The sequence below is a fragment of the Actimicrobium sp. CCC2.4 genome, from assembly GCF_034347385.1.
Taxonomy (GTDB): domain Bacteria; phylum Pseudomonadota; class Gammaproteobacteria; order Burkholderiales; family Burkholderiaceae_D; genus Actimicrobium.
This window is the reverse complement of the sequence record NZ_CP133777.1, coordinates 1,121,194-1,146,737: the sequence shown is the minus strand read 5'-3', so window position 1 is coordinate 1,146,737 and position 25,544 is coordinate 1,121,194. Positions and strand designations below refer to the sequence as shown.

21 protein-coding genes and 1 pseudogene are annotated in these 25,544 nt (G+C 60.4%); 9 read left to right on the top strand and 13 right to left on the bottom strand.

The window, feature by feature from the left end:
- Window positions 1-68: 68 nt before the first annotated feature.
- Genes RHM62_RS05340 through RHM62_RS05330 form a run of 3 tightly spaced genes read right to left on the bottom strand, consistent with a single transcriptional unit; the run spans window position 69 to window position 2,975 of the window.
- Window positions 69-1,514, bottom strand: a complete 1,446-nt coding sequence (locus RHM62_RS05340; protein WP_322124517.1) for an NAD(P)(+) transhydrogenase (Re/Si-specific) subunit beta — start codon at window positions 1,512-1,514, stop codon at window positions 69-71.
- Entirely contained in the window at window positions 1,511-1,837 is a 327-nt protein-coding gene (locus tag RHM62_RS05335) for an NAD(P) transhydrogenase subunit alpha (protein ID WP_322124516.1), read from the bottom strand. Before RHM62_RS05335 ends, RHM62_RS05340 begins: the two co-directional genes overlap by 4 nt.
- A gap of 22 nt (window positions 1,838-1,859) precedes the next feature.
- On the bottom strand, window positions 1,860-2,975 hold the full coding sequence (locus RHM62_RS05330) for a Re/Si-specific NAD(P)(+) transhydrogenase subunit alpha (protein WP_322124515.1): 1,116 nt from the start codon (window positions 2,973-2,975) through the stop codon (window positions 1,860-1,862).
- Between the two features lie 234 nt (window positions 2,976-3,209).
- Between RHM62_RS05330 and RHM62_RS05325 the strand changes: the two genes are divergently transcribed.
- The 3 genes from RHM62_RS05325 to RHM62_RS05315 all read left to right on the top strand — a co-directional run bounded on the left by RHM62_RS05325 (window position 3,210) and on the right by RHM62_RS05315 (window position 5,269).
- Window positions 3,210-3,680, top strand: a complete 471-nt coding sequence (locus tag RHM62_RS05325; RefSeq protein ID WP_322124514.1) for an NUDIX hydrolase — start codon at window positions 3,210-3,212, stop codon at window positions 3,678-3,680.
- A gap of 20 nt (window positions 3,681-3,700) precedes the next feature.
- Window positions 3,701-4,816 carry a tRNA 2-thiouridine(34) synthase MnmA gene (mnmA, locus tag RHM62_RS05320; RefSeq protein WP_322124513.1) on the top strand — a complete coding sequence of 372 codons (1,116 nt, stop codon included), beginning with the start codon at window positions 3,701-3,703 and terminating at the stop codon, window positions 4,814-4,816.
- Between the two features lie 144 nt (window positions 4,817-4,960).
- Window positions 4,961-5,269 (top strand): hypothetical protein, encoded by a 309-nt coding sequence (locus tag RHM62_RS05315; protein ID WP_322124512.1) that lies wholly within the window; start codon window positions 4,961-4,963, stop codon window positions 5,267-5,269.
- An 87-nt stretch (window positions 5,270-5,356) separates the two neighbouring features.
- Here RHM62_RS05315 and RHM62_RS05310 read toward each other — a convergent pair whose 3' ends face one another.
- The gene (locus RHM62_RS05310) at window positions 5,357-5,965 is read right to left on the bottom strand and encodes a glutathione S-transferase N-terminal domain-containing protein (RefSeq protein WP_322124511.1); all 609 of its coding nucleotides are present in this window, start codon (window positions 5,963-5,965) and stop codon (window positions 5,357-5,359) included.
- Window positions 5,966-6,132: 167 nt separating this feature from the next.
- On the opposite strand from RHM62_RS05310, the gene purB reads away from it, so the two are divergent.
- Window positions 6,133-7,500 carry an adenylosuccinate lyase gene (gene purB / locus RHM62_RS05305; protein WP_322124510.1) on the top strand — a complete coding sequence of 456 codons (1,368 nt, stop codon included), beginning with the start codon at window positions 6,133-6,135 and terminating at the stop codon, window positions 7,498-7,500.
- A gap of 150 nt (window positions 7,501-7,650) precedes the next feature.
- Here purB and secF read toward each other — a convergent pair whose 3' ends face one another.
- The 5 genes from secF to queA all read right to left on the bottom strand — a co-directional run bounded on the left by secF (window position 7,651) and on the right by queA (window position 13,089).
- Complete coding sequence (secF, locus tag RHM62_RS05300; protein ID WP_322124509.1) at window positions 7,651-8,589, bottom strand: protein translocase subunit SecF; 939 nt, start codon at window positions 8,587-8,589, stop codon at window positions 7,651-7,653.
- A complete protein-coding gene (gene secD, locus RHM62_RS05295; protein ID WP_322124508.1) occupies window positions 8,589-10,463 on the bottom strand; it encodes a protein translocase subunit SecD in 1,875 nt (624 codons plus the stop codon). The genes secF and secD overlap by 1 nt, the downstream gene beginning before the upstream one ends.
- Window positions 10,464-10,556: 93 nt before the next feature.
- Window positions 10,557-10,886, bottom strand: a complete 330-nt coding sequence (gene yajC / locus RHM62_RS05290) for a preprotein translocase subunit YajC (protein ID WP_322124507.1) — start codon at window positions 10,884-10,886, stop codon at window positions 10,557-10,559.
- Between the two features lie 57 nt (window positions 10,887-10,943).
- Window positions 10,944-12,071 (bottom strand): tRNA guanosine(34) transglycosylase Tgt, encoded by a 1,128-nt coding sequence (tgt, locus tag RHM62_RS05285; protein WP_322124506.1) that lies wholly within the window; start codon window positions 12,069-12,071, stop codon window positions 10,944-10,946.
- Complete coding sequence (queA, locus tag RHM62_RS05280) at window positions 12,064-13,089, bottom strand: tRNA preQ1(34) S-adenosylmethionine ribosyltransferase-isomerase QueA (RefSeq protein ID WP_322124505.1); 1,026 nt, start codon at window positions 13,087-13,089, stop codon at window positions 12,064-12,066. The genes tgt and queA overlap by 8 nt, the downstream gene beginning before the upstream one ends.
- 117 nt (window positions 13,090-13,206) lie before the next feature.
- On the opposite strand from queA, the pseudogene recG reads away from it, so the two are divergent.
- The 3 genes and pseudogenes from recG (at window position 13,207) to ubiA (ending at window position 17,707) form a co-directional block, all read left to right on the top strand.
- Window positions 13,207-15,293: pseudogene (gene recG / locus RHM62_RS05275) on the top strand (ATP-dependent DNA helicase RecG).
- A gap of 592 nt (window positions 15,294-15,885) precedes the next feature.
- Complete coding sequence (locus RHM62_RS05270) at window positions 15,886-16,833, top strand: LysR substrate-binding domain-containing protein (protein ID WP_322124504.1); 948 nt, start codon at window positions 15,886-15,888, stop codon at window positions 16,831-16,833.
- A 19-nt stretch (window positions 16,834-16,852) separates the two neighbouring features.
- On the top strand, window positions 16,853-17,707 hold the full coding sequence (ubiA, locus tag RHM62_RS05265; RefSeq protein ID WP_322125328.1) for a 4-hydroxybenzoate octaprenyltransferase: 855 nt from the start codon (window positions 16,853-16,855) through the stop codon (window positions 17,705-17,707).
- A 12-nt stretch (window positions 17,708-17,719) separates the two neighbouring features.
- Here ubiA and proC read toward each other — a convergent pair whose 3' ends face one another.
- Window positions 17,720-18,559 carry a pyrroline-5-carboxylate reductase gene (proC, locus tag RHM62_RS05260; protein WP_322124503.1) on the bottom strand — a complete coding sequence of 280 codons (840 nt, stop codon included), beginning with the start codon at window positions 18,557-18,559 and terminating at the stop codon, window positions 17,720-17,722.
- Window positions 18,549-19,253, bottom strand: a complete 705-nt coding sequence (locus tag RHM62_RS05255) for a YggS family pyridoxal phosphate-dependent enzyme (RefSeq protein ID WP_322124502.1) — start codon at window positions 19,251-19,253, stop codon at window positions 18,549-18,551. The genes proC and RHM62_RS05255 overlap by 11 nt, the downstream gene beginning before the upstream one ends.
- 118 nt (window positions 19,254-19,371) lie before the next feature.
- Here RHM62_RS05255 and RHM62_RS05250 point away from each other — a divergent pair, with 118 nt between their 5' ends.
- Window positions 19,372-20,415 (top strand): type IV pilus twitching motility protein PilT, encoded by a 1,044-nt coding sequence (locus RHM62_RS05250; RefSeq protein ID WP_322124501.1) that lies wholly within the window; start codon window positions 19,372-19,374, stop codon window positions 20,413-20,415.
- Between the two features lie 50 nt (window positions 20,416-20,465).
- Complete coding sequence (locus RHM62_RS05245; RefSeq protein WP_322124500.1) at window positions 20,466-21,602, top strand: PilT/PilU family type 4a pilus ATPase; 1,137 nt, start codon at window positions 20,466-20,468, stop codon at window positions 21,600-21,602.
- A 307-nt stretch (window positions 21,603-21,909) separates the two neighbouring features.
- Here the strand turns inward: RHM62_RS05245 and RHM62_RS05240 are convergent, their stop codons facing one another.
- Both RHM62_RS05240 and RHM62_RS05235 read right to left on the bottom strand, forming a co-directional pair.
- Window positions 21,910-24,408, bottom strand: coding sequence for an adenosylcobalamin-dependent ribonucleoside-diphosphate reductase (locus RHM62_RS05240; RefSeq protein ID WP_322124499.1), 2,499 nt, complete (start codon window positions 24,406-24,408; stop codon window positions 21,910-21,912).
- 222 nt (window positions 24,409-24,630) lie between these two features.
- Entirely contained in the window at window positions 24,631-25,512 is an 882-nt protein-coding gene (locus RHM62_RS05235) for a LysR substrate-binding domain-containing protein (RefSeq protein ID WP_322124498.1), read from the bottom strand.
- Window positions 25,513-25,544: the final 32 nt, after the last annotated feature.

The window sequence follows — 25,544 nt, the reverse complement described above, 5'->3', positions numbered from 1 at the left end:
GCCTGACTGATGCAGGCCGAGTGGGTGCTGTGGGACGCTGGCGTGGGCACGCGCGCCCACGCTACGACTTATTCGACGGCCTTCACCATCTCTTCGATGACCTTCTTCGCATCGCCAAACACCATCATCGTCTTGTCCATGTAGAACAGTTCGTTGTCCAGCCCGGCATAACCCGAGGCCATCGAACGCTTGTTGACGATGACCGTCTTGGCTTTGTAGACCTCGAGAATCGGCATACCGGCAATCGATGACTTCGGATCTTTTGCAGCCGGGTTGACGACGTCGTTGGCACCTAGCACCAGCACCACGTCGGCTTGCGCGAATTCGCCATTGATGTCTTCCATTTCAAAGACCTGGTCGTACGGGACTTCGGCTTCGGCCAGCAGCACGTTCATGTGTCCCGGCATGCGCCCGGCCACCGGATGGATCGCATATTTGACGAGTACGCCTTTTTTGGTCAGCTTTTCGGTCAGCTCTTTCAGTGCATGCTGAGCGCGCGCTACCGCCAGGCCGTAACCCGGCACGATGATGACGGTCTCGGCGTTACTCATCAGGAATGCGGCATCGTCTGCCGAGCCGGATTTGACCGGCCGCGCCGCTTGTGAACCCACCGCAGCAGCAGCAGGATCACCGCCAAAACCGCCGAGTATGACGTTGAAGAACGAACGGTTCATCGCCTTGCACATGATGTACGACAGGATCGCACCACTCGAACCGACCAGCGAACCCGCAATAATCAACATCGAATTGTTCAGCGAAAAACCAATCCCGGCAGCCGCCCAACCCGAGTAGCTGTTGAGCATCGAGACCACCACCGGCATGTCCGCGCCGCCGATCGGGATGATGATCAGCACGCCGAGCACGAAGGCGATGATGGCCATCAGCACGAACGCGGTCCAGGCCGGTTCGGTGCCCGGCGCGAAGCAGAAGATCAGGCCGAAGCCGACCATCAGGATCGCCAGCGCCAGGTTCAGGAAGTGCTGGCCCTGAAAGCTGACCGGCTGGCCCTGGAACAAACGGAACTTGTATTTGCCCGACAGCTTGCCAAACGCGATGACCGACCCCGAGAACGTGATCGCGCCGACGAAGGTGCCGATGAACAGTTCAAGCCGGTTACCGAACGGGATTGCAACATCATGCGCAGCGATGTTGAAGGCCCACGGCTCCGACACGGCAGCCACGGCAATACAGACCGCAGCCAGACCGATCAGCGAGTGCATCGCCGCGACCAGTTCGGGCATCTTGGTCATCTCGACGGTGCGCGCCAGATAGGCACCGATGCCGCCCCCGACCACCACGCCGAAGATGACGAGACCGTAGCCCAGCGGCGCGCCCATCGCCTCCGATTTGAGCTTGATGATCAGCGCAATCGTCGTGACGATCGCCAGCGCCATGCCGCCCATGCCAAAGGCATTGCCGCGCCGCGCCGTCGACGGGTGCGACAAGCCTTTGAGGGCCTGGATGAAGCAGACCGAGGCGATCAGATACAGCAGTGTGACGAGATTCATGCTCATGGCTTGCTTCCTTCAACCGGCGCCTTGGCGACCTTCGGTTCTTTTTTCTTGAACATTTCGAGCATGCGCTGCGTCACCAGAAAACCGCCGAAAACATTGACTGCCGCCAGCGCCACGGCAAGCGTGCCCATGACCTGGCCGAGACGGCCTTCGGTGAGTCCGGCAGCGAGCATCGCGCCGACGATGATGATGGCCGAGATCGCATTCGTGACCGCCATCAGCGGCGTATGCAACGCGGGAGTAACGGTCCAGACCACGTGGTAGCCGACGTAAATCGCCAGTACGAAAATGATCAGGTTGATGATGGTGTGGCTGACTTCCATGATGTCCTCGATTCTTGGTGGTTTATTTACGCAGCACTTCGCCACCGGAACACAGCAGCGTGGCGGCGACGATTTCCTCGTCGCGATTGATCGCCAGCGCGCCGTCGGCATCGACGATGAGCTTGAGGAAGTCGAGCACGTTACGCGCGTACAGTGCCGATGCGTCCGCCGCCAGCAGCGTTGCCAGATTCGGCTCGCCGATGATGTGCACGCCATATTTGGTGACGGTCTTGCCAAGTTCGGACAGCGGACAATTGCCGCCTTGCTCGACGGCCATATCGACAATCACCGAGCCGGGCTTCATTGCCTTGACGGTGTCTTCGATGATCAGGAGTGGCGCCTTGCGGCCCGGAATCAGCGCGGTGGTGATGATGATGTCGGCCAGTTTGGCGCGTTCATGGACCAGCTCGGCCTGACGGCGCATCCAGTCGGCCGGCATCGCGCGGGCGTAGCCGCCGGTGCCTTCGGCAATCTCTTTTTCTTCATCGGTGAGGTAAGGCACGTCGAGGAATTTTGCACCGAGCGACTCGACCTGTTCCTTGACCGACGGACGCACATCCGATGCTTCGATAACCGCACCGAGACGCTTGGCGGTCGCGATCGCCTGCAGGCCGGCCACGCCGACGCCCATGATCAGTATCCGTGCCGCCTTGACGGTGCCGGCGGCAGTCATCAGCATCGGCATGAAGCGCTGATACGTGTTCGCCGCCAGCAGCACGGCCTTGTAGCCGGCGATGTTGGCTTGCGAGGACAGCACGTCCATCGATTGGGCGCGGGTGATACGCGGCGCGGCTTCGAGCGCAAACGCTGTCAGGCCATGCGCGGCCATCGCCGCCGTATTGTCGGTATCGAACGGATTGAGCATGCCGATGACGACGGTACCGGAAGCCAGCAGCGGCAATTCATCGGCGCTCGGTGCACGCACCTTGAGGACCATCGCTGCAGCGAACGCGTCGGCGGCGCTACCGATGGTGGCACCGGCGGCGACATAGGCCTCGTCGGTGACGCTGGCGAGCACGCCGGCGCCGGCTTGCACGATCACCGTGTGTTTAGCGGCGATCAGTTTCTTGATCGTGTCAGGGGTCGCGGCAACGCGGGTTTCTCCTGGCCGCGTTTCGGCGGGTAGGCCGATTTTCATGGGATGTTCCTTGTTGTTGATTGTTGTAGGAGGCGTTCAGATGAAAAAAAGGTAGCTGATTTTGCCGTTTTTTTCATGATTCACCAAATGCTTGCTAAAAAAACTTGCTCCTGATCAAACCAGCTTGACCCGACGCACAGTAACAGAACAAGACTATTCACCAATAGTGGCAACTGAAACGCCACCATTACGCTGAAATGGCACGGTAAAATGACGCCACTTTCAGGGGAACCTATGTCCGAACTATGGAAACCATCCGTCACCGTTGCTGCAATTGTCGAGCGCAATGGCAAGTTCCTGATGGTCGAAGAAGAGACCAGCGATGGCATCCGCTTCAATCAGCCGGCCGGGCATCTCGATCCGCGTGAATCGCTGGAGCAGGCCGTGATCCGCGAAACCCTGGAAGAAACCGCCCACGATTTTATCCCGACCGCACTGGTCGGTTTTTATATGGCGCGCTACTTGTCGGTGCGTAGCGGCATCGATGTGACCTATCTGCGCTTCACGTTTTGTGGCGATGCCGGCGCGGTCCACGATCAGCCGCTGGACCACGGCATCCTCCGCACGCTCTGGATGTCCTACGACGAACTGGTCGCCACGCGTGCAACGCATCGCAGCGACATCGTCCTGCTGTGCGTCGACGATTATCTGGCCGGCAAACGCATTCCGCTGTCGATGCTGTACAGTGCTCCCTCGATTTTCTGAACACAGATGGGTAGTACGCAATGAGCAAAAAGAAAGTAGTGATCGGGTTGTCGGGCGGTGTTGATTCGTCGGTATCGGCGGCATTGCTGAAGGAACAGGGCTACGAAGTGATCGGCCTGTTCATGAAGAACTGGGAAGACGATGACGACGCCGATGCCGCGTATTGCTCGACCCGGCAGGACTGGATCGATGCAGTCAGCGTGGCCGATGTGCTGGGCATCGATATCGAAGCAGTCAATTTTTCTGCCGAATACAAGGACCGCGTGTTTGCCGAATTCCTGCGCGAATACCAGGCCGGCCGCACGCCGAATCCGGATGTGCTGTGCAATGCCGAAATCAAGTTCAAGGCCTTCCTCGACCATGCGATGCACCTCGGCGCCGACCTGATCGCCACCGGCCACTATGCCCGCGTGCGCGAGTCAAGCACCGACGCCGGACGCTATGAGTTGCTCAAGGCAATCGACCACACCAAAGACCAGAGTTACTTTTTGCACCGGCTGAACCAGGCCCAGCTCTCGAAGACGCTGTTCCCGCTCGGTGACATCCGCAAGACCGAAGTACGCAAGATGGCCGAACAGCTCGGCTTGCCGAACGCGGCCAAGAAAGACTCGACCGGCATCTGCTTTATCGGCGAACGGCCGTTCCGCGAATTCCTGAACCGCTACCTGTCGTACCAGCCAGGCCCGATGAAAACGCCGGAAGGCGACACCATCGGTGAACACGTCGGCCTGAGTTTTTATACGCTGGGACAACGCAAGGGCATAGGTATAGGCGGCATCAAGGCGCACCAGAATGCCGACGGCAGCAGCGATGCCTGGTACGTCGCACGCAAGGATATTGCGTCCAATACGCTGTATGTGGTGCAGGGCCATGACCATCCGTGGCTGCTATCGGCCAGCCTGGAAGCCGATCAGCTGAGCTGGGTCGCCGGTGCTCCACCCGATGACGGGCAGTTGTCGGCCAAGACGCGCTATCGCCAGGCGGACGTGCCTTGCCATGTCGGGATGGTGGATGCGCAACGGATACAACTGGCCTTCGATGCCAGTCAGTGGGCCGTCACGCCGGGGCAATCGGCGGTGCTGTATCGGGGTGATGTCTGCCTCGGCGGCGGGATTATTGCGAGCTCGCTGACTTGAGGATGGGTGCGACGGCAGGGGGAGCCGGAGCATCCGGTAGCGCATGCCGCGCCGCACCACACTTTTTGGACGGAACCTGTCGAGGAGCTGTCACCACAAAATAATGTTCAATCCTGGACAAATTATTTTTCGAGGAGCATCGCTATGGGCAAAAAAGTCGACAAGGACAACAGCACCGTCCCGCCTAGCAACAAGAACAACAACGACAACGGCAACAACAAAACCAACAACGCCACGAACAACGGCGACAACGGCGGAATCAACCTCGGCGGCAACCCCGGCGACAAAACAACGGCGGAGATGCAGGCCGGAATTGCCGGGTTTATGGCTTTAGCAAACCAAAGCGCGGGACAGTTAGGAACCGTACAAAATCAACAATCAACAGCCGCATCAGAAGCAGAACGCCTGAAAAAGCAATTCGGAGATGAAAATAACGGCAACTTCTCTATTTAGTAACGCAACAATCCTGTCGACCGCGGACATCACCGGACCGTCGCTGCGAAGCCGGCCACGCAGCAACTCCAATTGCGGGTAGCACTGTTACTGCGGCAGCGTGTCCTTGAACGAGGCACGCTCGCCGACCTTGTCGGCCAGTCTGGCCAGATTCGGATACTCAGACCGCCAGTCAATATCAGGAAAGCGAAACCCCAGCCAGCCCAGGGTGCAGCACACCGCCACATCAGCCAGCGTGTACTGGTTGCCGGCACAAAACGCCGTGTCGGCCAACCCGCTTGACATGGCCTTGAGGCCGGCATGCATCTTCAGATTTTGACGCGCCACCCACGTTTGACTTTGTAAGGCCTCCGGACGCTGGGTTTTTTCCAGCCGGACCAGCACTGCCGCGTCGCACACGCCGTCGGCCAGCGCTTCCCAACATTTGACTTCGGCCCGCTCCCGGCCCGGTGGCGGCAGCAACTTGCCGACCGGCGTGAGGGTATCGAGGTACTCGACAATTACGCGTGAATCAAACATCGCGCTGCCATCTTCCATGATCAGGCACGGCACTTTTCCTAGCGGGTTCGACACAAGAATCGTGCTGTCGGCTGACCAGACGTCCTCCAGTACGAACTCGTAATCCAGTTTTTTTTCGGCCATCACGACACGCACTTTTCGCACGTAGGGACTGGCAAGGGATCCGATGAGTTTCATAGAGGCTTAGAGGGTGAATTTCGGCGGATTATAGCATCGGCTACCGGCTGTTCCGGCGGGCCCTTGTGGTCATTGCGGTACGCCGTGCCGGTTGACAAAACCGGATTTCTCATTGGCTGCGGATGGTAGAATCCGCGCTTCCCTTTTTCGTCAGCCGAGCGCCCCCGATGCCTTTATCACCTCTTTCCGCCCTGTCCCCGCTCGATGGCCGTTATGCCGCCAAAACCGATGCATTGCGTCCCATCCTGTCCGAAACCGGCTTCATGCACCACCGCGTGAAAGTCGAGATCTCATGGCTGCAGGCGCTGGCGCAAGCCGGCTTCAGCGAAATCAAGCCGTTCTCGCCTGCGGCCAGCGCCCTGCTCGACAAGCTCGCCAGCGATTTCAGCGAAACCGACGCCGCCCGCATCAAGGCCATCGAAGCCGTCACCAATCACGATGTGAAAGCCGTCGAATACTGGCTCAAGGAGCAGGTCAAAGATGTGCCGGAACTGGTCACGGCGTCCGAGTTCATCCACTTCGCGTGCACCTCCGAAGACATCAACAATACCTCGCACGGGATGATGCTCAAGGCCGCTCGCAATGACGTCGTGCTGCCGGCGCTACAGGCGGTAATTACCAAGCTGACCGCTCTGGCGCACGACAATGCTGCGCTGCCCATGCTCTCGCGCACCCACGGCCAGCCGGCCAGCCCGACCACGCTCGGCAAGGAAATTGCCAACGTCGTGGCGCGCCTGCGCCGTGCCGAACAGCGCATTGCCGCCGTCGAAATCCTTGGCAAGATGAATGGTGCAGTCGGCAATTACAACGCGCATCTGTCAGCGTATCCGGACTTTGACTGGGAGAGTTTTTCACGCGAGGTGATCGAGCAGCGCCTGGGCCTGACCTACAACCCGTACACGATCCAGATCGAACCGCACGATTACATGGCCGAGCTGTTCGATGCGATCACCCGCACCAACACCATCCTGCTCGACCTGAACCGCGACCTGTGGGGCTACATCTCGGTCGGCTATTTCAAGCAGCGCCTGAAAGCCGGCGAGATCGGTTCGTCGACGATGCCGCACAAAGTCAACCCGATCGACTTCGAAAATTCCGAAGGCAACCTCGGCCTGGCCAATGCGATGTTAAAGCACATGTCGGAGAAATTGCCTGTCTCGCGTTTCCAGCGCGACCTGACCGATTCGACCGTGCTGCGCAATATCGGCGTCGCCTTCGGCTATACGATCCTGGCCTATGACAGCTGCCTGCGCGGCCTCAACAAGCTCGAAGTCAATCCGGCCCGCCTGGCTGAAGACCTCGACGCCACCTGGGAAGTACTGGCCGAGCCGGTACAAACCGTGATGCGCCGCTATGCGGTCGAAAACGCCTATGAGCAATTGAAGGAACTGACGCGCGGCAAGGGCATTTCGAAAGACGCGCTGCGCGACTTCATCGTTGGCCTGGCGATTCCGCAGGATGCCAAGGACTTGCTGCTGGCGATGACGCCATCGAATTACATCGGTATTGCAGAGAAGCTGGCGCGGGCGATCTGAACAGGTAACAATGGGTAGCGAAAATACCGATCTGTAAATTCGCTACTAGTGGCTACTAGTTGCGACTAATCATCCCGTTTTCGACTGCAAAAAAGCCTGCCGGACAGCGATGTCCGGCAGGCTTTTTTAATCCCGCAGAGGCGCAGCGATTTACACCACCGCACCGCCCGTTTCATCTTTTTCCTTGATCGGCTTGATCAGGTCTTCGCGCTTCACACCCAGCCACATCGCCACCGCAGCAGCAACAAATACCGACGAGTAGATACCGAACAGAATACCGATCGTCAGCGCCACCGCGAAATAATGCAGCGACGGACCGCCGAACAGCAGCATCGACAGCACCATCATCTGGGTCGAACCGTGCGTGATGACGGTCCGCGAAATCGTGCTGGTGATTGCGCTGTCGATCACTTCGGTCACCGAGGTCTTGCGCTGGGTGCGGAAGTTTTCGCGGATACGGTCAAACACCACCACCGATTCATTGACCGAGTACCCGAGCACCGCCAGCACTGCGGCCAGCACCGTCAGCGAGAACTCCCACTGGAAGAACGCGAAGAAGCCCAGGATGATGATCACGTCATGCAGGTTGGCGATGATGGCCGAGACCGCGTATTTCCATTCGAAGCGGATCGCCAAGTAAATCATGATGCCGACGATCACCATTGCCAGCGCCGTCAGACCGTTCTGCGCCAGCTCCGCGCCAACCTGCGGACCGACGTACTCGACGCGGCGCAATTCGACATCGGCATCGCGCAATTTGAGTGCTTCGAGCACCTTGCTGCTCTGCTGCGCGGTATTGACGCCGGGCAGCGACGGCAAGCGGATCATGACATCCTCCGCCTTGCCGAAGCTCTGGACCTGATTGTCGGTGTAGCCCAGCGACTCGACCGTCTGGCGCACCTGTTCGATATTGGCCGGCGTCTTATAGCTGACCTCAATGAGCGTACCGCCCTTGAACTCGATCGAAAAATGCAGGCCGTTATGGAACAGGAAGAACACGGCCAGCACGAAGGTCAGTGCCGAGATCGCGTTGAAGATCAACGCATGCCGCATGAACGGGATGGTTTTCTTGATGCGGAATAATTCCATTACAGTTCCTTCGTTTCTGGCGCCGGCTTCCAGATCGTACCGATCGAGATGCTGGTAAGTTTTTTCTGACGGCCATACCAGAGGTTGGCCAGGCCACGCGATACGAACACCGACGAAAAGATCGAGGTCAGGATACCCAGGCAATGCACGACAGCGAAGCCGCGGATCGGTCCGGAACCGAAGATCAGCAGCGCCAGACCGGCGATCATCGTCGTCACGTTCGAGTCAATGATGGTGGCCCAGGCACGATCGAATCCGATCGAAATCGCCGCCTGCGGTGAGTTTCCGTTTCGCAGTTCTTCACGAATACGTTCGTTGATCAGCACGTTGGCATCGATCGCCATACCGAGCGTCAGCGCAATCGCGGCAATACCCGGCAGCGTCAGCGTGGCTTGCAACGTCGACAGCATCGCCACCAGCAACAGCAGGTTGACCGACAGGGCCACAACGCTGAACACACCAAACAGCATGTAATAGATCACCATGAAGACGGCAATCGCGGCAAACCCGTACTTGGTCGAATTGAAACCCTTGGCGATATTCTCGGCACCGAGTTGCGGGCCTATCGTGCGTTCTTCAACGAAGTCCATCGGTGCAGCGAGCGAACCGGCACGCAACAGCAGCGACAGATCGCCAGCGGCTTCGGGTGAACCCATGCCGGTGATCTGGAAGCGCGAACCGAGTTCGTCACGAATCGTCGCGACGGTCAGGACTTCGCCCTTGCCTTTTTCGAACAGCACAATGGCCATCGACTTGCCGACCTGGCCGCGGGTGGCGTCGCGCATCTTGCGACCACCATCGCCGTTGAGGTCGATGCCGACCGCCGGTTGCTGATTCTGGTCGAAACTGGCGCTGGCGCTGGAGATGTAGTCACCGGTAATGATCGGCTCTTTGTAGAGCACGACCGGCACGCCCTTGCCGACCTTGAACAGCTCGGAATTGAATGGCACGGCAGCGGTTTCTTCGGTGCCACGGGTGACGGTCTCATCGACCATGCGTACTTCCAGCGTGGCCTGACGACCGATGATGTCCTTGGCACGACTGACGTCCTGCACACCCGGCAACTGCACGACGATACGGTCGGCGCCCTGGCGCTGAATGATCGGTTCGGCCACGCCGAGTTCATTGACGCGACGGCCGAGCGTGGCGATGTTCTGATTGACCGCATCGTCCTGCGCCGTTTTCAGCGCGGCTTCCTTGAGCGTGATGATCAACTTCGGATTGGCGGCGTCGAGACCATCGGTCAGCAGGATGTCCGGCATTTGCGAAGCCAGGATTTCTTTCGACTGGTCGCGCGTGGCGACATCGCGATACGCCACTTCGATCGCATTGCCGTTACGGCTGATGCCGCTGTGGCGGATGTTCTTGTCGCGCAATGTCGAGCGCACGCCACTCTGCAAACCCTGCAGGCGCTTAGCCAGAATCGCCCGGGTATCGACCTGCAACAGGAAATGCACGCCACCGCGCAAGTCCAGTCCCAGATACATCGGGAACGCATGCAGGCTTTGCAGCCATTGCGGGGTGTTGTGCAGCAAGTTGAACGCAACTAAATAGGTCGGGTCCGTCGGATCGGTATTCAGTTCTTTTTCCAGCAGGGCCTTGGCCTTGAACTGGGTATCGGGATCGGTAAAACGGGCACGAACCGAGCCTTGCGAGCCATTGACTTCGTAATACAGGCCGGTCGATGGCAAGCCACCTTTTTCCAGGATGTCCTGTACGCGGGCGAGCACGCCGGCTTCGAGCTTGAGGGTGGCTTTGCCACTACTGATCTGTACGGCAGGCGATTCGCCAAAGAAGTTCGGCACGGTGTAGATCACGCCGAAGATCAGCGCGAGCCCGATGATCAGGTATTTCCAGAGAGGATAGCGATTCATGATTAGGCGTTCGAATGCGTTCGGGGATGGGCGGCAAGCGCCGGAACAGGCCGGTGCGATGGCGACGCCGGAACAGGCATCGCCATGCAGGACTTACAGCGACTTGATCGTGCCTTTTGGCAGCAGTGTCGAGACCGCGCCTTTTTGCACCAGTACTTCGGTACCGTCAGCGATTTCGATGGTCAGGTAGGCGTCGGTGACCTTGGTCACTTTGCCGAGGATACCGCCGGAGGTGACGACTTCATCGCCCTTGGCCAGCGCGTCCATCATCGACTTCTGTTCTTTCTGACGCTTCATTTGCGGACGGATCATCAAAAAATACAGCACGACGAACATCAGGATGATCGGCAGGAAACTGGTCAGGTTGCTGCTCAGGCCGAGGCCGTCCAGAGGGCTTTGCGCGTAAGCGTTGGTAATGAACAAGGTGTGCTCCAAGGGTTTCGTAAATTGAACGGCATTCTAGCATCGGCTTTGCCGCTGTCAGGTGCCGCGTGCACGCTCCGCATGAAATAGCGCAACGAAGGACTGGAAGGTACCGGCATCGATGGCGTCACGCATGTCCTGCATCAGTTGCAGGTAATAGTGCAGGTTGTGCACGGTGTTCATCCGCGCGCCGAGGATTTCGCCGGTGCGCTGCAGGTGATGCAGATAGGCCCGCGAGAAATTGCGGCAGGCGTAGCAACTGCAGGTCTCGTCGAGCGGTCGGGTGTCGTCCTTGTGCTTGGCGTTGCGGATCTTGATGTCGCCGAAACGCGTGAATAGCCAGCCGTTACGGGCGTTGCGGGTCGGCATCACGCAATCGAACATGTCGATGCCGTTGGCCACGCCGGCCACCAGATCTTCGGGTGTGCCGACGCCCATCAGGTAATGCGGCTTGTTGGCCGGCAGCTTCGGGCCGACGTGGGCCAGCACCCGCATCATGTCTTCTTTCGGTTCGCCGACCGACAGGCCGCCGATGGCGATGCCGCCGAAATCGATTTCATTGAGGCCGGCCAGCGACTCGTCGCGCAGGTGTTCGAACATGCCGCCTTGCACAATCCCGAACAAAGCATTCGGGTTTTCGCCCTCGACGAATTCATTGTGCGAACGTTTTGCCCAGCGCAGCGACATCCGCATTGACGTCGCCGCTTCGGCATCGGTGGCCGGACGGCCGTCGATTTCATAGGGCGTGCATTCATCGAACTGCATGACGATGTCGGAGTTCAGCGCGCGCTGGATCTGCATCGAAATCTCGGGCGACAGGAACAGCTTGTCGCCATTGATCGGCGAAGAAAACTTCACGCCCTCCTCGCTGATCTTGCGCATCGCACCCAGCGAAAAGACCTGGAAGCCGCCCGAGTCGGTCAGGATAGGCTTGTCCCAGCCCATGAATTTATGCAGGCCGCCGAACTTGGCAATGACTTCGATGCCGGGCCGCAGCCACAGGTGGAAGGTGTTGCCCAGCACGACCTGCGCATTGATCTCCAGCAGTTCGAGCGGCGACATCGCCTTGACCGAGCCGTAGGTCCCGACCGGCATGAAAATCGGCGTTTCGATCACGCCATGGTTGAGCGTGATCCGGCCGCGTCGTGCATGGCCGTCGGTTTTTAACAGTTTGAAATCAATCATGATCGATACAGGTAAGGAACATCGCGTCGCCGTAACTGAAGAACCGGTACTGCTGCGCAATCGCGTGGGCATACGCGGCACGGATCGCCGGGTAGCCGGCGAAGGCAGAGACCAGCATCAGCAGGGTCGACTTGGGTAAATGGAAATTGGTGATCAGGCGCGTGACGGTCTTGAAGCGATAACCGGGCGTGATGAACAATCGGGTGTCGGCGCTACCGGCAACCAGCTCGCCGGACTGCGAAGCCGACTCCAGCGCGCGCAGGCTGGTGGTGCCCACCGCCACCACGTCGCGGCCGGCGGCGCGTGTTTCGCGCACTGCCTCGACGGTGGCCGCCGGCAGCGTATACCACTCGCTGTGCATCGCGTGCTCGGCCAGCACTTCGGTGCGCACCGGCTGAAAGGTACCGGCACCGACATGCAGCGTGACGAATGCAAAACGGATGCCGTGCTCGGTCAATTTGTCGAGCAGCGCCTGGTCGAAATGCAGGCCGGCGGTCGGCGCTGCAACCGCACCGGGCGTGCGCGCGTAGACAGTCTGGTAGCGGGTTTCATCGAAGGAATCAGCGGCGTGGTCGATGTACGGCGGCAGCGGCAGACGGCCATAGGTTTCGATCAGTTCGAACACATCCGACGGAAAGCTCAGCGTGAAAAACTCGCCGGCGCGCGCACCGACGGTGACATCGAAGGCGTCCGACAGGCGCACGATACTGCCGGCCACGGGCGACTTCGACGAGCGGATCTGGGCATGCACGGTGCGTGCATCAAGCACGCGTTCGATCAGTACTTCGACCTTGCCGCCGCTCTGCTTGTTGCCGAAAAAACGGGCCTTCAGCACGCGGGTATCGTTAAATACCAGCAGGTCGCCGGGGGTGAGCAACGCGACGATGTCGGCAAACTGGCGGTCTACGGGGGTGTCGCCAGCGAGCTGCAGCAGACGGGACGCGCTGCGCTCGGCCAGCGGGTGCTGGGCAATCAGGGATTGCGGCAAATCAAAATCAAAATCGGAAAGTGAGTACATGCGTGGAATTGGTGACGTGCTGGTTACGAATCGGGTCGGGAACTGCTAAGGTTGCGGGCTTGCGTCCTTGCAAACAACCCGCCATTTTACGCTGAGCCGACTCTCTTGACGCCTGAACTGCCCGCCGCGAAGCGCAAGCCCGCCAAGCCCACCACTTCCGCCAAAAAAACCGGGGACAAACTGGCCCGATTGGGTCTGCGTACCGATATGGATCTGGTGCTGCATTTGCCGATGCGCTACGAAGACGAAACCCGCATCGTGCTGATCCGCGAGGCGTCGTTCATGGGTGGCCAACCGGTGCAGGTCGAGGGCGTGATCACGGCCTGCGAAGTCCAGTACAAACCGCGCCGCCAGCTGGTCGTGACGCTGGCTGACGAGACCGGACAGGTCACGCTGCGCTTCCTGAATTTTTACGGCAGCCAGCTCAAGCAACTGGCCGAAGGCAACCGGGTGCGCGCGCGCGGCGAACTGCGCCACGGCTTTTTCGGACCGGAGATGGTCCATCCGCTGTACAAGATGGTGCTCGAAGGCGCGCCACTGCCGATGGCGCTGACGCCGGTCTATCCGAGCGGTGACGGCTTGCCGCAAACCTATTTGCGCAAGGCGATTGCGAGCGCGATGGCGCGCATCAGCTGGCGCGACACGCTAGCACCAGCACTGGTGGAATCCCTGGCCCTGATGTCGTTCGAGGCGGCCGTGCGGCTGCTGCACAATCCGCCATCCGAGGTCGATGAAAGCGCGCTCGAAGACCGCTCGCATCCGGCCTGGGTACGCATGAAGTTCGATGAATTGCTGGCGCAGCAGCTGTCGCTCAAGCGCGCGCAAGTCGCCCGCCGCGCCAAGGGCGCCGCGCCGCTGCCGGTGATCGGCGCGCTGTCGCTGGCGTTCCAGCGCGTGCTGCCGTTTGCACTGACCGGTGCGCAGCAACGCGTACTCGACCAGATCCGTCACGATTTACAGGCGCCGTTCCCGATGCAGCGTTTGCTGCAGGGCGATGTCGGCAGCGGCAAGACCGTGGTCGCCGCGCTGGCTGCGGCGCAGGCGATCGATAGCGGTTTTCAGGCCGTGCTGATGGCACCGACCGAAATCCTCGCCGACCAGCATTTCCGCAAGATCGCCGGCTGGCTCGAACCACTCGGCATCGAGGTGGTGTGGCTGACCGGCAGCCTCAAGAAAAAGGACAAGCTCGCCGCCAAAGAGCGCATCGAAGCCGGCACCGCGCAGCTGGTCATCGGCACCCATGCGCTGATCCAGGACGACGTGGTGTTCGCCCGGCTCGGGCTGGTAATCGTCGATGAACAGCATCGCTTCGGCGTCGGCCAGCGCCTGACCTTACGCAACAAGGGCCTCGGCCTGAGCGATGGCATAGACCCCACGCAGATCGTGCCGCATCAGCTGATGATGTCGGCCACACCGATTCCGCGCACGCTGGCGATGACTTATTACGCCGACCTCGAAGTGTCGGTGATCGACGAACTGCCGCCCGGCCGCACGCCCATCGTCACGCGCGTGATCGACCAGAACCGGCGCGACGAAGTCATCGAGCGGGTGCACGCGGCCGCGCTCGAAGGCCGGCAAGCATATTGGGTCTGTCCGCTGATCGAAGAATCCGAAGCGCTGCAACTGCAGACCGCGACCGACACCCACGCCACGCTCTCGACCGCCCTGCCCGACCTGCAGGTCGGCCTGGTCCACGGCCGCCTGAAGCCGCAGGAAAAACAGGCCGTGATGGACGCCTTCACCCGCGCCGACATCCAGGTACTGGTCGCCACCACCGTCATCGAGGTGGGCGTCGACGTGCCGAATGCCTCGCTGATGGTGATCGAACATGCCGAGCGTTTCGGCCTGTCGCAGCTGCACCAGTTGCGCGGACGGGTCGGGCGTGGCAGCGCCGCCAGCGTATGTTTGCTGCTGTATCAAAGCCCGCTCGGACAGGTCGCCAAACAGCGCCTGGGCACCATGCGCGAAACGACGGATGGCTTCGAAATCGCCAGGCGCGACCTGCAGATCCGCGGACCGGGCGAGTTCCTCGGTGCGCGGCAATCGGGGCAAGCCATGTTGCGCTTTGCCGATCTGGAGACTGACCAGTGGCTGGTCGAACAGGCCCGCACCGTGGCGATGGACCTGCTACGCGACGATCCGGCCACGGTCGAAATGCATCTGGCCAGATGGCTGGGGCAAAGGAAGAATTCCTGAAAGTGTAATGGCGGGGAGATGTGAGAAACTACAGCGCGGGTAGGGGCGAGGTGGCTGTTGAAGTTGAAGTGGCTTTTGACCTGCCCCGCATTGAGATAGCTGCCAAAAACGGTAGTCAGGCAGGGGATAAGAGGGCCGCACTGTTTGAGCGAAGCGAGTTTGCGGCCCTCCCCCTGACTGGCTACCGTTTTTGGGAACCCGAAGGGCAGCAGTCTCGCGGTCGCCTTTTTCTTGGTTACTTCTTTTTGGCGAAGCAAAAAGAAGGGACCGGCTGCCGGGCCGCCCCCGGCTTGGTCGTGGCGGAGCACAGACAGTTTTAGTTACCGCAGACAGTCCATTCGGTGCAATGCCCTTCGGTTATTGCACCCTACGAATCTTAGTCATGACGGAGTACAGGCAGTTTCATCAACCGCAGCACGGAAATTGGATGGTGAGCGCTCCGCAATCCGCAAGCAGGGTCAGAGTAATTTTCGCGATACCCCTGCGAAAAAAAACTCAGACCCTGGTTGCTCGCAGCGACGCTTCGCGGAGACCGCAAACCCACAAACCACAAACCACAAACCACAAACCGCAAAACCGAATTCAACACCACCCCGACCCATGACCCTCACCGAACTCAAATACATCGTCGCCGTCTCCCGCCAGAAGCACTTCGGCCACGCCGCCGAAGCCTGCTTCGTGGCCCAGCCCACCCTGTCGGTCGCCATCAAGAAGCTCGAAGACGAGCTCGGCGTCATCATCTTCGAACGCGGTGGCAGCGAAATTTCGATGACGCCGCTGGGCGCGCTGATCGTCGCGCAAGCCGAGCACGTGCTTGAACAAACCGCCGCCATCAAGGAAATCGCCAAGCAGAACAAGGACCCGCTGGCCGGTCCGTTCCGGCTCGGCATCATCTACACGATCGCCCCGTATTTGCTGCCAACGCTGGTCAAGACCATGATCACCACCGTCCCGCAAATGCCGCTGATCCTGCAGGAACAATTCACCGTCAAACTGCTGGAAATGGTGCGCCAGGGCGAACTCGACGCCGCCATCATCGCGCTGCCATTCAACGACACCGGCCTGTCGGTGCAAGCGCTGTACGACGAACCCTTCGTCGTCGCCCTGCCCGCCCATCATCCGTGGGCCGATCGCGACCTGATTTCTTCGGAAGAACTGAAAACCGAAACCATGCTCCTGCTCGGCAACGGCCACTGCTTCCGCGATCAGGTGCTGGAAGTCTGTCCGGAAATGTCGCGCTTTGCCACCGGCAACGATGGCATTGCCCGTACCTTCGAAGGCTCGTCGCTCGAAACCATCCGCCATATGGTCGCGTCCGGCATCGGCATCACCGTGCTGCCGCAAGCGTCGGTGCCCGACATGCAGGCCAGCGATGGCATGTTGCGCTACGTGCCGCTGGCACCGCCGGTGCCATCGCGCCGCGTCGTCATCGTCTGGCGCAAGAGCTTCACGCGACTGGCCGCGATCGAGGCTGTCCGCGCGGCCGTCCTGCGCTGCGAACTGCAAGGCGTGACGATGCTGCCGGACGCCTCCGCCATCGATGGCTGACACCATGAAAAGCTGCGTCATGCAGCGCCTCGGGTTGTACTTCCGGCTGGTCCGGCTCGACAAGCCGATCGGCATCCTGCTGCTGCTGTGGCCGACACTGGCCGCGCTGTGGCTGGCGTCCGGCGGGGTGCCGAACTGGTCGCTGCTGGTGATCTTCACGCTGGGCACGGTGTTGATGCGCTCGGCCGGTTGCGCGATCAACGACTATGCCGACCGGGATATCGACCGCCATGTGAAGCGCACCGCACAGCGCCCGCTGACCACCGGCCTGCTTCGCTCACGGGAGGCACTGCTGGTTGCGCTGGTGCTGGTGCTGCTGTCATTCGCGCTGATTCTGCCGCTCAACGCGCTGACCAAACAACTGTCGATCGCCGCCGTGCTGATCGCTGGCAGCTATCCGTACTTCAAGCGCTTCTTTGCGATACCGCAGGCGTATCTGGGCATCGCGTTCGGCTTCGGCATTCCGATGGCCTATGCCGCCGTGCTGGGCACGGTGCCGCCGGAGGCGTGGGTGCTGCTGATCGGGAATGTGTTCTGGGCCGTGGCCTACGACACCGAGTACGCGATGGTTGACCGCGACGATGACCTGAAGATCGGCATCCGCACCTCGGCCATCACGTTTGGCCGCTACGACGTTGCTGCCGTCATGTTCTGCTATGCGGTAAGTCTGCTGCTGTTCCTGGCGGTCGGCTGGAAACACGGCTTGCGTGGCTGGTTTGTCGGCGGTGTGGCGGTGGCGGCGGGCTGCGCGGTATATCACTACACGCTGATCCGCCAGCGCGAACGCGACGGCTGCTTCGCTGCCTTCCGGCATAACAACTGGCTGGGTGCGGCGCTGTTTGCCGGGCTGGCGCTGGATTACTGGCTGGGCTGAGCAGGCACGGGGTTAATCCGCGCCGAGTTCCTCACCGAGCGCCTTGCCCCGATCGGCTGCCGCTTTCATCGCGTCGACGATGGACTGCTTCACGCCGGCGCTTTCCATGCTGGTCAGTGCGGCATAGGTGGTGCCGCCTTTCGACGTGACCTTCTCGCGCAGCACGCCGATCGGGTCCGGCGATTGCGCCGCCAGTTGCGTGGCACCGGCAAAAGTGGCCAGCGCCAGCGTCTTGCCCTGCTCTGCGGTCAGGCCGAGTTCCTGCGCGGCCTGCTGCATCGCTTCCAGAAAATAAAACACATAGGCCGGACCACTGCCGGAAACAGCCGTGACCGAGTCAATCAGCGCCTCGTCATCGAGCCAGACCGTGGCACCGACTGCCTGCAAGACCGTATCGGCAGCAGCGCGCTGTCCGGCCGACACCCCGGCACTGGCCACCATCCCGGTGATGCCCTGCGCGATCAGCGCCGGCGTATTCGGCATGCAGCGCACGATCGCGCCATGACCACCGAGCCAGCGCGACAGATCGGCCGAGCGGATACCGGCCGCAATCGAGATCACCAGCTGTCCGGCCAGATGCGGTGCCAGTTGCAGCGCGACTTCTTTCATTTGCTGCGGCTTGACCGCCAGCAGGATCACCGAACTGGTGGCCAGTACCGCATCGATCTGCGTCGACGTGCTGACATCGAACTGCTGCGCCAGCCTGGCCAGTGCATCGGGATTCGGATCGACAACGTGGATGATGGCGGCTGCACCGAGGCGTGCGCGCAGGCCGCCGATCAGAGCATTGGCCATGTTGCCGCCGCCGATGAAACTCAGAGTCAATGCGGTGTGATTGACGTCAGTGTGCATACGTTCTCGCTCCAAAAATCGCGGTACCAACCCGCACGATGGTGGCGCCTTCGGCGATCGCCGCCGGCAAATCCGATGACATGCCCATCGATAGCGTATCCAGCGGCAGGCCGGCCGCGCGACATTGGTCGAACAGCACGTGCAACTGACGAAACGCCGCGCGCTGCTCGGCCACGACCGTCGTCGGTTCCGGAATCGCCATCAGGCCGCGCAGGCACAACCGCGGCATCGCGGCGATCGCCTGCGCGACAGCCAGTGCCTCGCCGGCCGGCACGCCGCTCTTGCTGGCTTCGCCGCTGATGTTGACTTGCAGGCAGATGTTGAGCGGAGGCAGTCCGGCGGGACGCTGGTCGGACAAGCGGCGCGCAATTTTTTCGCGCTCGACCGAATGAACCCAGTCGAACGATTCAGCAATCGGGCGCGTCTTGTTGCTCTGGATCGGGCCGATGAAATGCCATTCGAGTATCAATTCCGGTTGTGCCAGCCGCACGGCAGCGATCTTGTCGAGCGCTTCCTGCAGGTAGTTTTCACCGAAGGCGCGCTGGCCTGCGGCGGCGGCTTCGAGTACGGTACGGGCGTCGAAGGTTTTCGATACCGCCAGTAGCGTGATGCTGTGTGGCAAGCGTGACACGGCCTGCGCGGCAGCATCAATCGCGCCATGGACAGCTTGCAAGTTGCTGGAGATTACAGACATAATTGGTGCTCTAGAAATGATGCTTAGCAGGAACTTGATTCACCAGCGTACGCATCATCTTCGACGCCCTCCGCAACCGTCTACCGGTCTGGCCAATCAGCAGGATCAAGGATTATAAATGGACATCTCCGAACTGCTCGCGTTCTCCGTCAAGAACAACGCCTCCGACCTGCATCTGTCCGCTGGCTTGCCACCGATGATACGGGTCCATGGTGATGTCCGTCGCATCAATCTGCCGCCGCTGGAGCACAAGGATGTGCACGCGATGATCTACGACATCATGAACGATGGCCAGCGCAAGGCCTACGAAGAAAAGCTCGAAGTCGACTTCTCGTTTGCCATTCCCGGACTGGCGCGCTTTCGCGTCAATGCCTTCAACCAGGACCGTGGTGCCGCCGCCGTGTTGCGCACTATTCCGTCCAAGATCCTCAGCCTCGAACAACTCAATACGCCGCGCATCTTTGCCGAACTGTCGCTCAAGCCGCGCGGCCTGGTGCTGGTGACCGGTCCGACCGGCTCCGGCAAATCAACCACGCTCGCGGCAATGGTGAACCATGTCAATGAAAACGAATACGCCCACATCCTGACGATCGAAGACCCGATCGAATTCGTTCACGAATCCAAAAAATGCCTGATCAACCAGCGCGAAGTCGGCCCGCACACGCATAGCTTCAGCGCGGCCTTGCGCTCGGCTTTGCGCGAAGATCCGGACGTGGTGCTGGTCGGCGAATTACGTGACCTCGAAACCATCCGGCTGGCGTTGTCGGCGGCAGAAACCGGCCATCTGGTGTTCGGCACGCTGCACACGTCGTCGGCGGCCAAGACCATCGACCGTATCGTCGATGTCTTCCCCGGCGATGAAAAGGAAATGGTGCGGGCGATGCTGTCAGAATCGTTGCAGGCAGTGATTTCGCAGACGCTGCTGAAAACCAAGGATGGTGCCGGTCGCGTGGCCGCACATGAAATCATGCTGGGCACGCCGGCCATCCGCAACCTGATCCGCGAGTCGAAGATCGCGCAGATGTATTCGGCGATCCAGACCGGCATGAACATGGGCATGCAAACGCTGGATCACAACCTGACCGATCTGGTACGTCGCAATGTCATTTCGCCGCAAGTCGCCCGCTCTGCCGCCAAGACACCGGAAAATTTCCCCGGCTGATCTGTTTTCATCGCGGCACCGCGCCCTGCACCGCTCACCGAGGAAGCTCCATGGAACGCGAACAAGCCACCAAATTCATGAACGACCTGCTGCGCCTGATGGTCAGCAAGAACGGTTCCGACCTGTTCATCACGACCGACTTTGCACCGGCCTTCAAGATCGACGGCAAGATCATGCCGGTGTCGAACCAGTTGCTGACTGCGAGCCACACGATCGAACTGGCGCGCGCCATCATGAGCGACCGGCAAGCCGCCGAATTCGAAGCCACCAAGGAATGTAATTTCGCGATCAGCCCGGGCGGACTGGGACGCTTCCGCGTCTCGGCTTTCATCCAGCAGCAAAAGGTCGGCATGGTCCTGCGCACCATCACCACCGAAATCCCGACCGTCGAACAGCTCGGGCTGCCGCCGCAACTCAAGGACATCGCGATGACCAAGCGCGGCCTGGTCATCATGGTCGGCGCCACCGGCTCCGGCAAATCGACCACGCTGGCAGCGATGATCGGCTACCGCAACGAGCACAGCCACGGTCACATCATCACGATCGAAGATCCGGTCGAATACATCCACCCGCACCGCAACTGCATCGTCACGCAGCGCGATGTCGGTCTCGATACCGACAGCTGGGCCACGGCGCTCAAGAACGCGCTGCGCCAGGCACCGGACGTCATCCAGATCGGTGAAATCCGCGACCGCGAAACCATGGACCACGCGATTGCCTTCGCCGAAACCGGCCACCTGTGCCTGGCCACGCTGCACGCCAACAGCGCCAATCAGGCGCTTGACCGGATCATCAACTTCTTCCCCGAAGAGCGCCGCCAGCAATTGCTGATGGACTTGTCACTGAACCTGAAAGCCATGGTCTCGCAACGGCTGGTGCCACTGCGCGATACCAAAGGACGCTGCGTGGCGGTCGAAATCATGCTGAATTCACCGCTGATTTCGGACCTGATCTTCAAGGGCGACGTGCACGAGATCAAAGAAATCATGAAAAAGTCCCGCGAACTGGGCATGGTGACCTTCGACCAGGCGCTGTTCGACCTGTACGAAGCCGACAAGATCTCGTATGAAAACGCACTGCGCAACGCCGATTCGGTCAACGACCTGCGCCTAGCGATCAAGCTGCGCGGCAAGGATGCGAAGGGACGCGATTTGTCCAAGGGGACGGAGCATCTGGGGATTGTTTGAGGACTGGGGATGGTAGTTGAGCACCCTGCCAGCCGTTCGTCCTGAGCTTGTAGAAGGGAGCTTGTCGAAGTGAGCTTGTCGAAGGCGCAACGCGAATTAAAAACCGTTCGCCCTGAGCCTGTCGAAGGCGCTGTGCACGGTGCGCCTTCGGCAAGCTCAGGATGAACGGTTTTTTATTCAGTGCATGCCCTGCGGTTGTTGCACCCGGCGACCAGCGCACTTCAAATGCAAAAAAAGGCACCGCAAGCGCGGTACCCCTTGCTGACCAGCCCGACAATCAGGACAAGTCAGAATCCATCAATAGCTATCAGCCGCAAGCGCCAATATTGCCGCACTGCGTACACCGCTCGCAACCATCGCTCTTGATGACCGCGTGGGCGCCGCATTCCGAGCACTTCTTGCCGACCGGCGTGAAGGCCATCGTGCTGCGGACTTCCTGATCGACCGGCTCTTGCGCAAACAGGTCCAGCTCGGGCCGGGCGCGCTGCGCCAGGACTTGCACCGGGATCTGGTTGGCATCGGCGTCAAGGAAGCCACGCTTGATCAGCATGCGCTGCAGCGCATAGCCGATGGCGGCGACTTCGGAATCGTGGTGCATCGGGATACGCGCGCCGTCTTCTTCCTTGATGAAGAAACCGCAGCGGATCGGACCCTTGTCCCACACCACTTCGCGCAGGTCGGCCAGTGCCTTAGCCACCGATCCACCCGAGCGTGCGGCCATCGATAACAGACGCATCGACGACGTGATCCATTGCTGGTCGGCGGTTTTCTGGCCGGCTGGCATGAAGAATTCGAACGGCCGCTCAATCACCACCGGCTGGCCATTGACGACACCGGCGACGTTGATGAAGCTGACCGTCAGGTAGACCGTCTTGCGTCCTTCGTAGGTGAAGTACTCGACCTTCGAGGTGACTGATTGCAGGTCGCCGGTCGGACGGCTGTCGAACTGCTTGCGCAGCGGATCGTTGTCCGGACCGGCAGCAACGGCAGCGACTTCCGGCGTGGCTGACTTGACCGACAACACGCTGCCCAGAATCGAATTCGGGCGATACGTGGCCAAGCCTTTCAGGCCGGCTTTCCAGCCATCCATGTACAGATTGCGGAACTCGTCAAAATCGTAGTCGGCCGGGACATTGACTGTCTTCGAGATCGAGGTATCGATGAAGGGCTGAACTGATTCGAGCATCTTCATGTGATCGGTAGCCGACATCGTCAGCGCCGACACGAACTCGGGTGGCAGCTTGCTGTCGTCGGAGACATCGAAACCCATCTGGCGATACAAACGCCAGGCGTGGTCGGCCACTTCGAATTCCTGGATCGAACCGTCCATCATGCGTTTCTTCCGGGTGTAGTTCCACGAGAACGCCGGCTCGATGCCGTTCGAGGCATTGTCGCCAAACACCAGCGTGATGGTGCCGGTCGGGGCGATCGACAACAGGTGCGAATTGCGGATACCGAAGGTGGCGATGCCTTCGCGGATATCGGCCGGCAAGCGGCTGACGAAGGCACCGGCGAGATATTTTTTCGCATCGAAGAGCGGGAATGCACCTTTTTCCTTGGCCAGATCGACCGAGGCGCGGTACGACGCATCGCGCATTTCTTCCGAGACCTTGGCGGCAAAAGTACGGCCGGCGTCGGAATCGTAACGGATGCCCAACATCACCATCGCGCTACCCAGACCCAGGAAACCCAGGCCGATGCGGCGCTTGTTCATTGCTTCGAGGCGCTGCTCTTCGAGCGGCCATTGCGACGCGTCGAGCACGTTGTCGAGGAAACGGATACCGATCTGCACCAGCTGGCTGAACTTGGCGTAGTCAAAGCTGGCGCGCTCGCTGAACGGGTCGGTGACGCACAGCGTCAGGTTGACCGAACCGAGGTCGCAGCAACCGTAGTCCGGCAGCGGCTGCTCGGCACACGGGTTGGTGGCTTCGATTTTTTCGCAGTAGTACAGGTTGTTTTCCTGGTTCATGCGGTCGATGTACAAAATGCCCGGCTCGGCGAAATCGTAGGTTGATTGCATCATCAGGCCCCAGATTTCCTGCGCCGCGACTTCCTTGTAGACCCACATGCCATCGTCACGCTGGAACGCGCCGGCCTGCATCAGTTCGTTGCCCGGTGCTGCCTTGTGGATCAGCTGGATCGTGCCGCTGCTGGCGACGGCTTGCATGAATGCATCGGTCACGCCAACCGACAGGTTGAAGTTCGACAGGCTGCCATCGCGCTTGGCGGTGATGAAGTTGAGCACGTCCGGATGGTCGCAATTGAGCACGCCCATCTGGGCACCGCGACGGGCACCGGCTGACTCGACCGTCGAGCACGAACTGTCGAACACGCGCATGTACGAGATCGGGCCCGAGGCGCGCGAATTGGTACCCTTGACCAGCGCGCCTTCGGGACGGATTTCGGAGAAGTTGTAGCCGACACCGCCACCGCGGCGCATGGTTTCGGCGGCCTGGGCGATGGCGGTATAGATGCCTGGCTTGCCGTCGCTGAAACCCGTGACCGAGTCACCGACCGGCTGCACGAAGCAGTTCATCAGGGTCGCCTTGAGTGGTAATCCGGCGGCGGAGTTAATCCGGCCAGCCGGGACCCAGCCGTTTTGCTGAGCCCACAGGAATTTGGCAGTCCATGCCTTGCGGTTCTTGGCGTTGGTTTCGGGCTCGGCGATGCCTTTGGCAACGCGGGTGCGCAAGTCGTCGAGCGTGCGCTCGTCGCCCTTGGCGTATTTTTCGAGCATGGTGTCGGTCGAAATATCTTGTGGTGCCATCGTGGCAGCCAATGCGGATGAATTGACGGGTGCGTTCATGGTTGTTTCCTTGGTATAGAACAAGAGTCCGTTCCGCGTGGGAACAGGCCGTACTGGGTAAAGAATTGGGTAAGGACTGGGGTGTTTCCGGTGCCGTGTTCGATCGGCGTCAGGACACTCACGCCGAAGTCAGGGACGAAGCATAAACTGTTTCGGGTCGCTTGGCTGACGATGATCGGGAAGTAATTTGCGCTACCCGGAAGCATCTGCGGGTGACCATCTTTATTCGAATGCCGTGAGCAACCAGTCGACAAATAGGGCGACCTCGGGTCGCTCGATGACCGACTTTTCGTAGACGCAATAGTAGGCATGCGGCGGCGTGCCCAGCTCAATATCGAACAGCCGCACGACCTCGCCGGTGGCGATCAGGCCGGCCGCGAAATGCTGGCGCGTCAGGCCGATGCCATGGCCATGCTTGACCGATTCGAGCAACAGACCGAGGTCATCGACGCGTAAGCCCGTGCCAGGCTCCGGCCAATCCAGCCCGGCCGCCTCGAACCACGGTTGCCACGGCTCCAGCGCCGAGCGCAGCAGGTTGGCTTTTTTCAGGTCGGCCGGCGTGGCGATGCCACCGATGCTGGCCAGATAGGCCGGGCTGGCCACGGCAAAAGCGGGTTCTTCGAACAGCTTGCGGGTGACGAAGTTGGCGTACTTGCCGGCACCGAAGCGGATTTCGACATCGCTTTCGGACAGGCTGAGGTCGTACAGCGGCACCGACAGGAACAGCTCGACCGCAATGTGCGGATACAAGTGTGTGAATTGCGCCAGCTTCGGCACCAGCAAGTAGCGCGCGAAAGTCGGCGGCACCGTGATCTTCAGGCGCGGCTGGGCCGGCACGCCGCGATGCGGCATCGGAAAATCATTCAGTGCCCGCAAGGCCGAGCGCACCACCTCGAGATAGCGCCGGCCGAAGTCGGACAGCGCGACGCTGCGGCTGTCGCGAATGAACAGCCGTTCGCCGACAAACTCCTCGAGCAGCCGGATCCGGTGCGACAACGCTGACGGCGTAATGCAGAGTTCTTCGGCAGCCAGTGCAAAAGACAAAAAACGGGCGGCGGCTTCGAAAGCCGACAACGCATGAACCGGGGGAAGTCGTGAGGCCATTACTTTTCTTGGAAAGGAAGGGGATATCTGAA

Coding starts and splice junctions, on each gene's coding strand:
- RHM62_RS05255 (WP_322124502.1), bottom strand. CDS start 19,253: ATGTCTGTAATCTCCAGCAACTTGCAAGCTGTCCATGGCGCGATTGAT.
- RHM62_RS05245 (WP_322124500.1), top strand. CDS start 20,466: ATGGAACGCGAACAAGCCACCAAATTCATGAACGACCTGCTGCGCCTG.
- RHM62_RS05270 (WP_322124504.1), top strand. CDS start 15,886: ATGACCCTCACCGAACTCAAATACATCGTCGCCGTCTCCCGCCAGAAG.
- RHM62_RS05340 (WP_322124517.1), bottom strand. CDS start 1,514: ATGAGCATGAATCTCGTCACACTGCTGTATCTGATCGCCTCGGTCTGC.
- RHM62_RS05330 (WP_322124515.1), bottom strand. CDS start 2,975: ATGAAAATCGGCCTACCCGCCGAAACGCGGCCAGGAGAAACCCGCGTT.
- mnmA (WP_322124513.1), top strand. CDS start 3,701: ATGAGCAAAAAGAAAGTAGTGATCGGGTTGTCGGGCGGTGTTGATTCG.
- RHM62_RS05235 (WP_322124498.1), bottom strand. CDS start 25,512: ATGGCCTCACGACTTCCCCCGGTTCATGCGTTGTCGGCTTTCGAAGCC.
- queA (WP_322124505.1), bottom strand. CDS start 13,089: ATGTACTCACTTTCCGATTTTGATTTTGATTTGCCGCAATCCCTGATT.
- RHM62_RS05325 (WP_322124514.1), top strand. CDS start 3,210: ATGTCCGAACTATGGAAACCATCCGTCACCGTTGCTGCAATTGTCGAG.
- RHM62_RS05250 (WP_322124501.1), top strand. CDS start 19,372: ATGGACATCTCCGAACTGCTCGCGTTCTCCGTCAAGAACAACGCCTCC.
- secD (WP_322124508.1), bottom strand. CDS start 10,463: ATGAATCGCTATCCTCTCTGGAAATACCTGATCATCGGGCTCGCGCTG.
- RHM62_RS05335 (WP_322124516.1), bottom strand. CDS start 1,837: ATGGAAGTCAGCCACACCATCATCAACCTGATCATTTTCGTACTGGCG.
- RHM62_RS05315 (WP_322124512.1), top strand. CDS start 4,961: ATGGGCAAAAAAGTCGACAAGGACAACAGCACCGTCCCGCCTAGCAAC.
- purB (WP_322124510.1), top strand. CDS start 6,133: ATGCCTTTATCACCTCTTTCCGCCCTGTCCCCGCTCGATGGCCGTTAT.
- secF (WP_322124509.1), bottom strand. CDS start 8,589: ATGGAATTATTCCGCATCAAGAAAACCATCCCGTTCATGCGGCATGCG.
- ubiA (WP_322125328.1), top strand. CDS start 16,853: ATGCAGCGCCTCGGGTTGTACTTCCGGCTGGTCCGGCTCGACAAGCCG.
- RHM62_RS05310 (WP_322124511.1), bottom strand. CDS start 5,965: ATGAAACTCATCGGATCCCTTGCCAGTCCCTACGTGCGAAAAGTGCGT.
- RHM62_RS05240 (WP_322124499.1), bottom strand. CDS start 24,408: ATGAACGCACCCGTCAATTCATCCGCATTGGCTGCCACGATGGCACCA.
- proC (WP_322124503.1), bottom strand. CDS start 18,559: ATGCACACTGACGTCAATCACACCGCATTGACTCTGAGTTTCATCGGC.
- tgt (WP_322124506.1), bottom strand. CDS start 12,071: ATGATTGATTTCAAACTGTTAAAAACCGACGGCCATGCACGACGCGGC.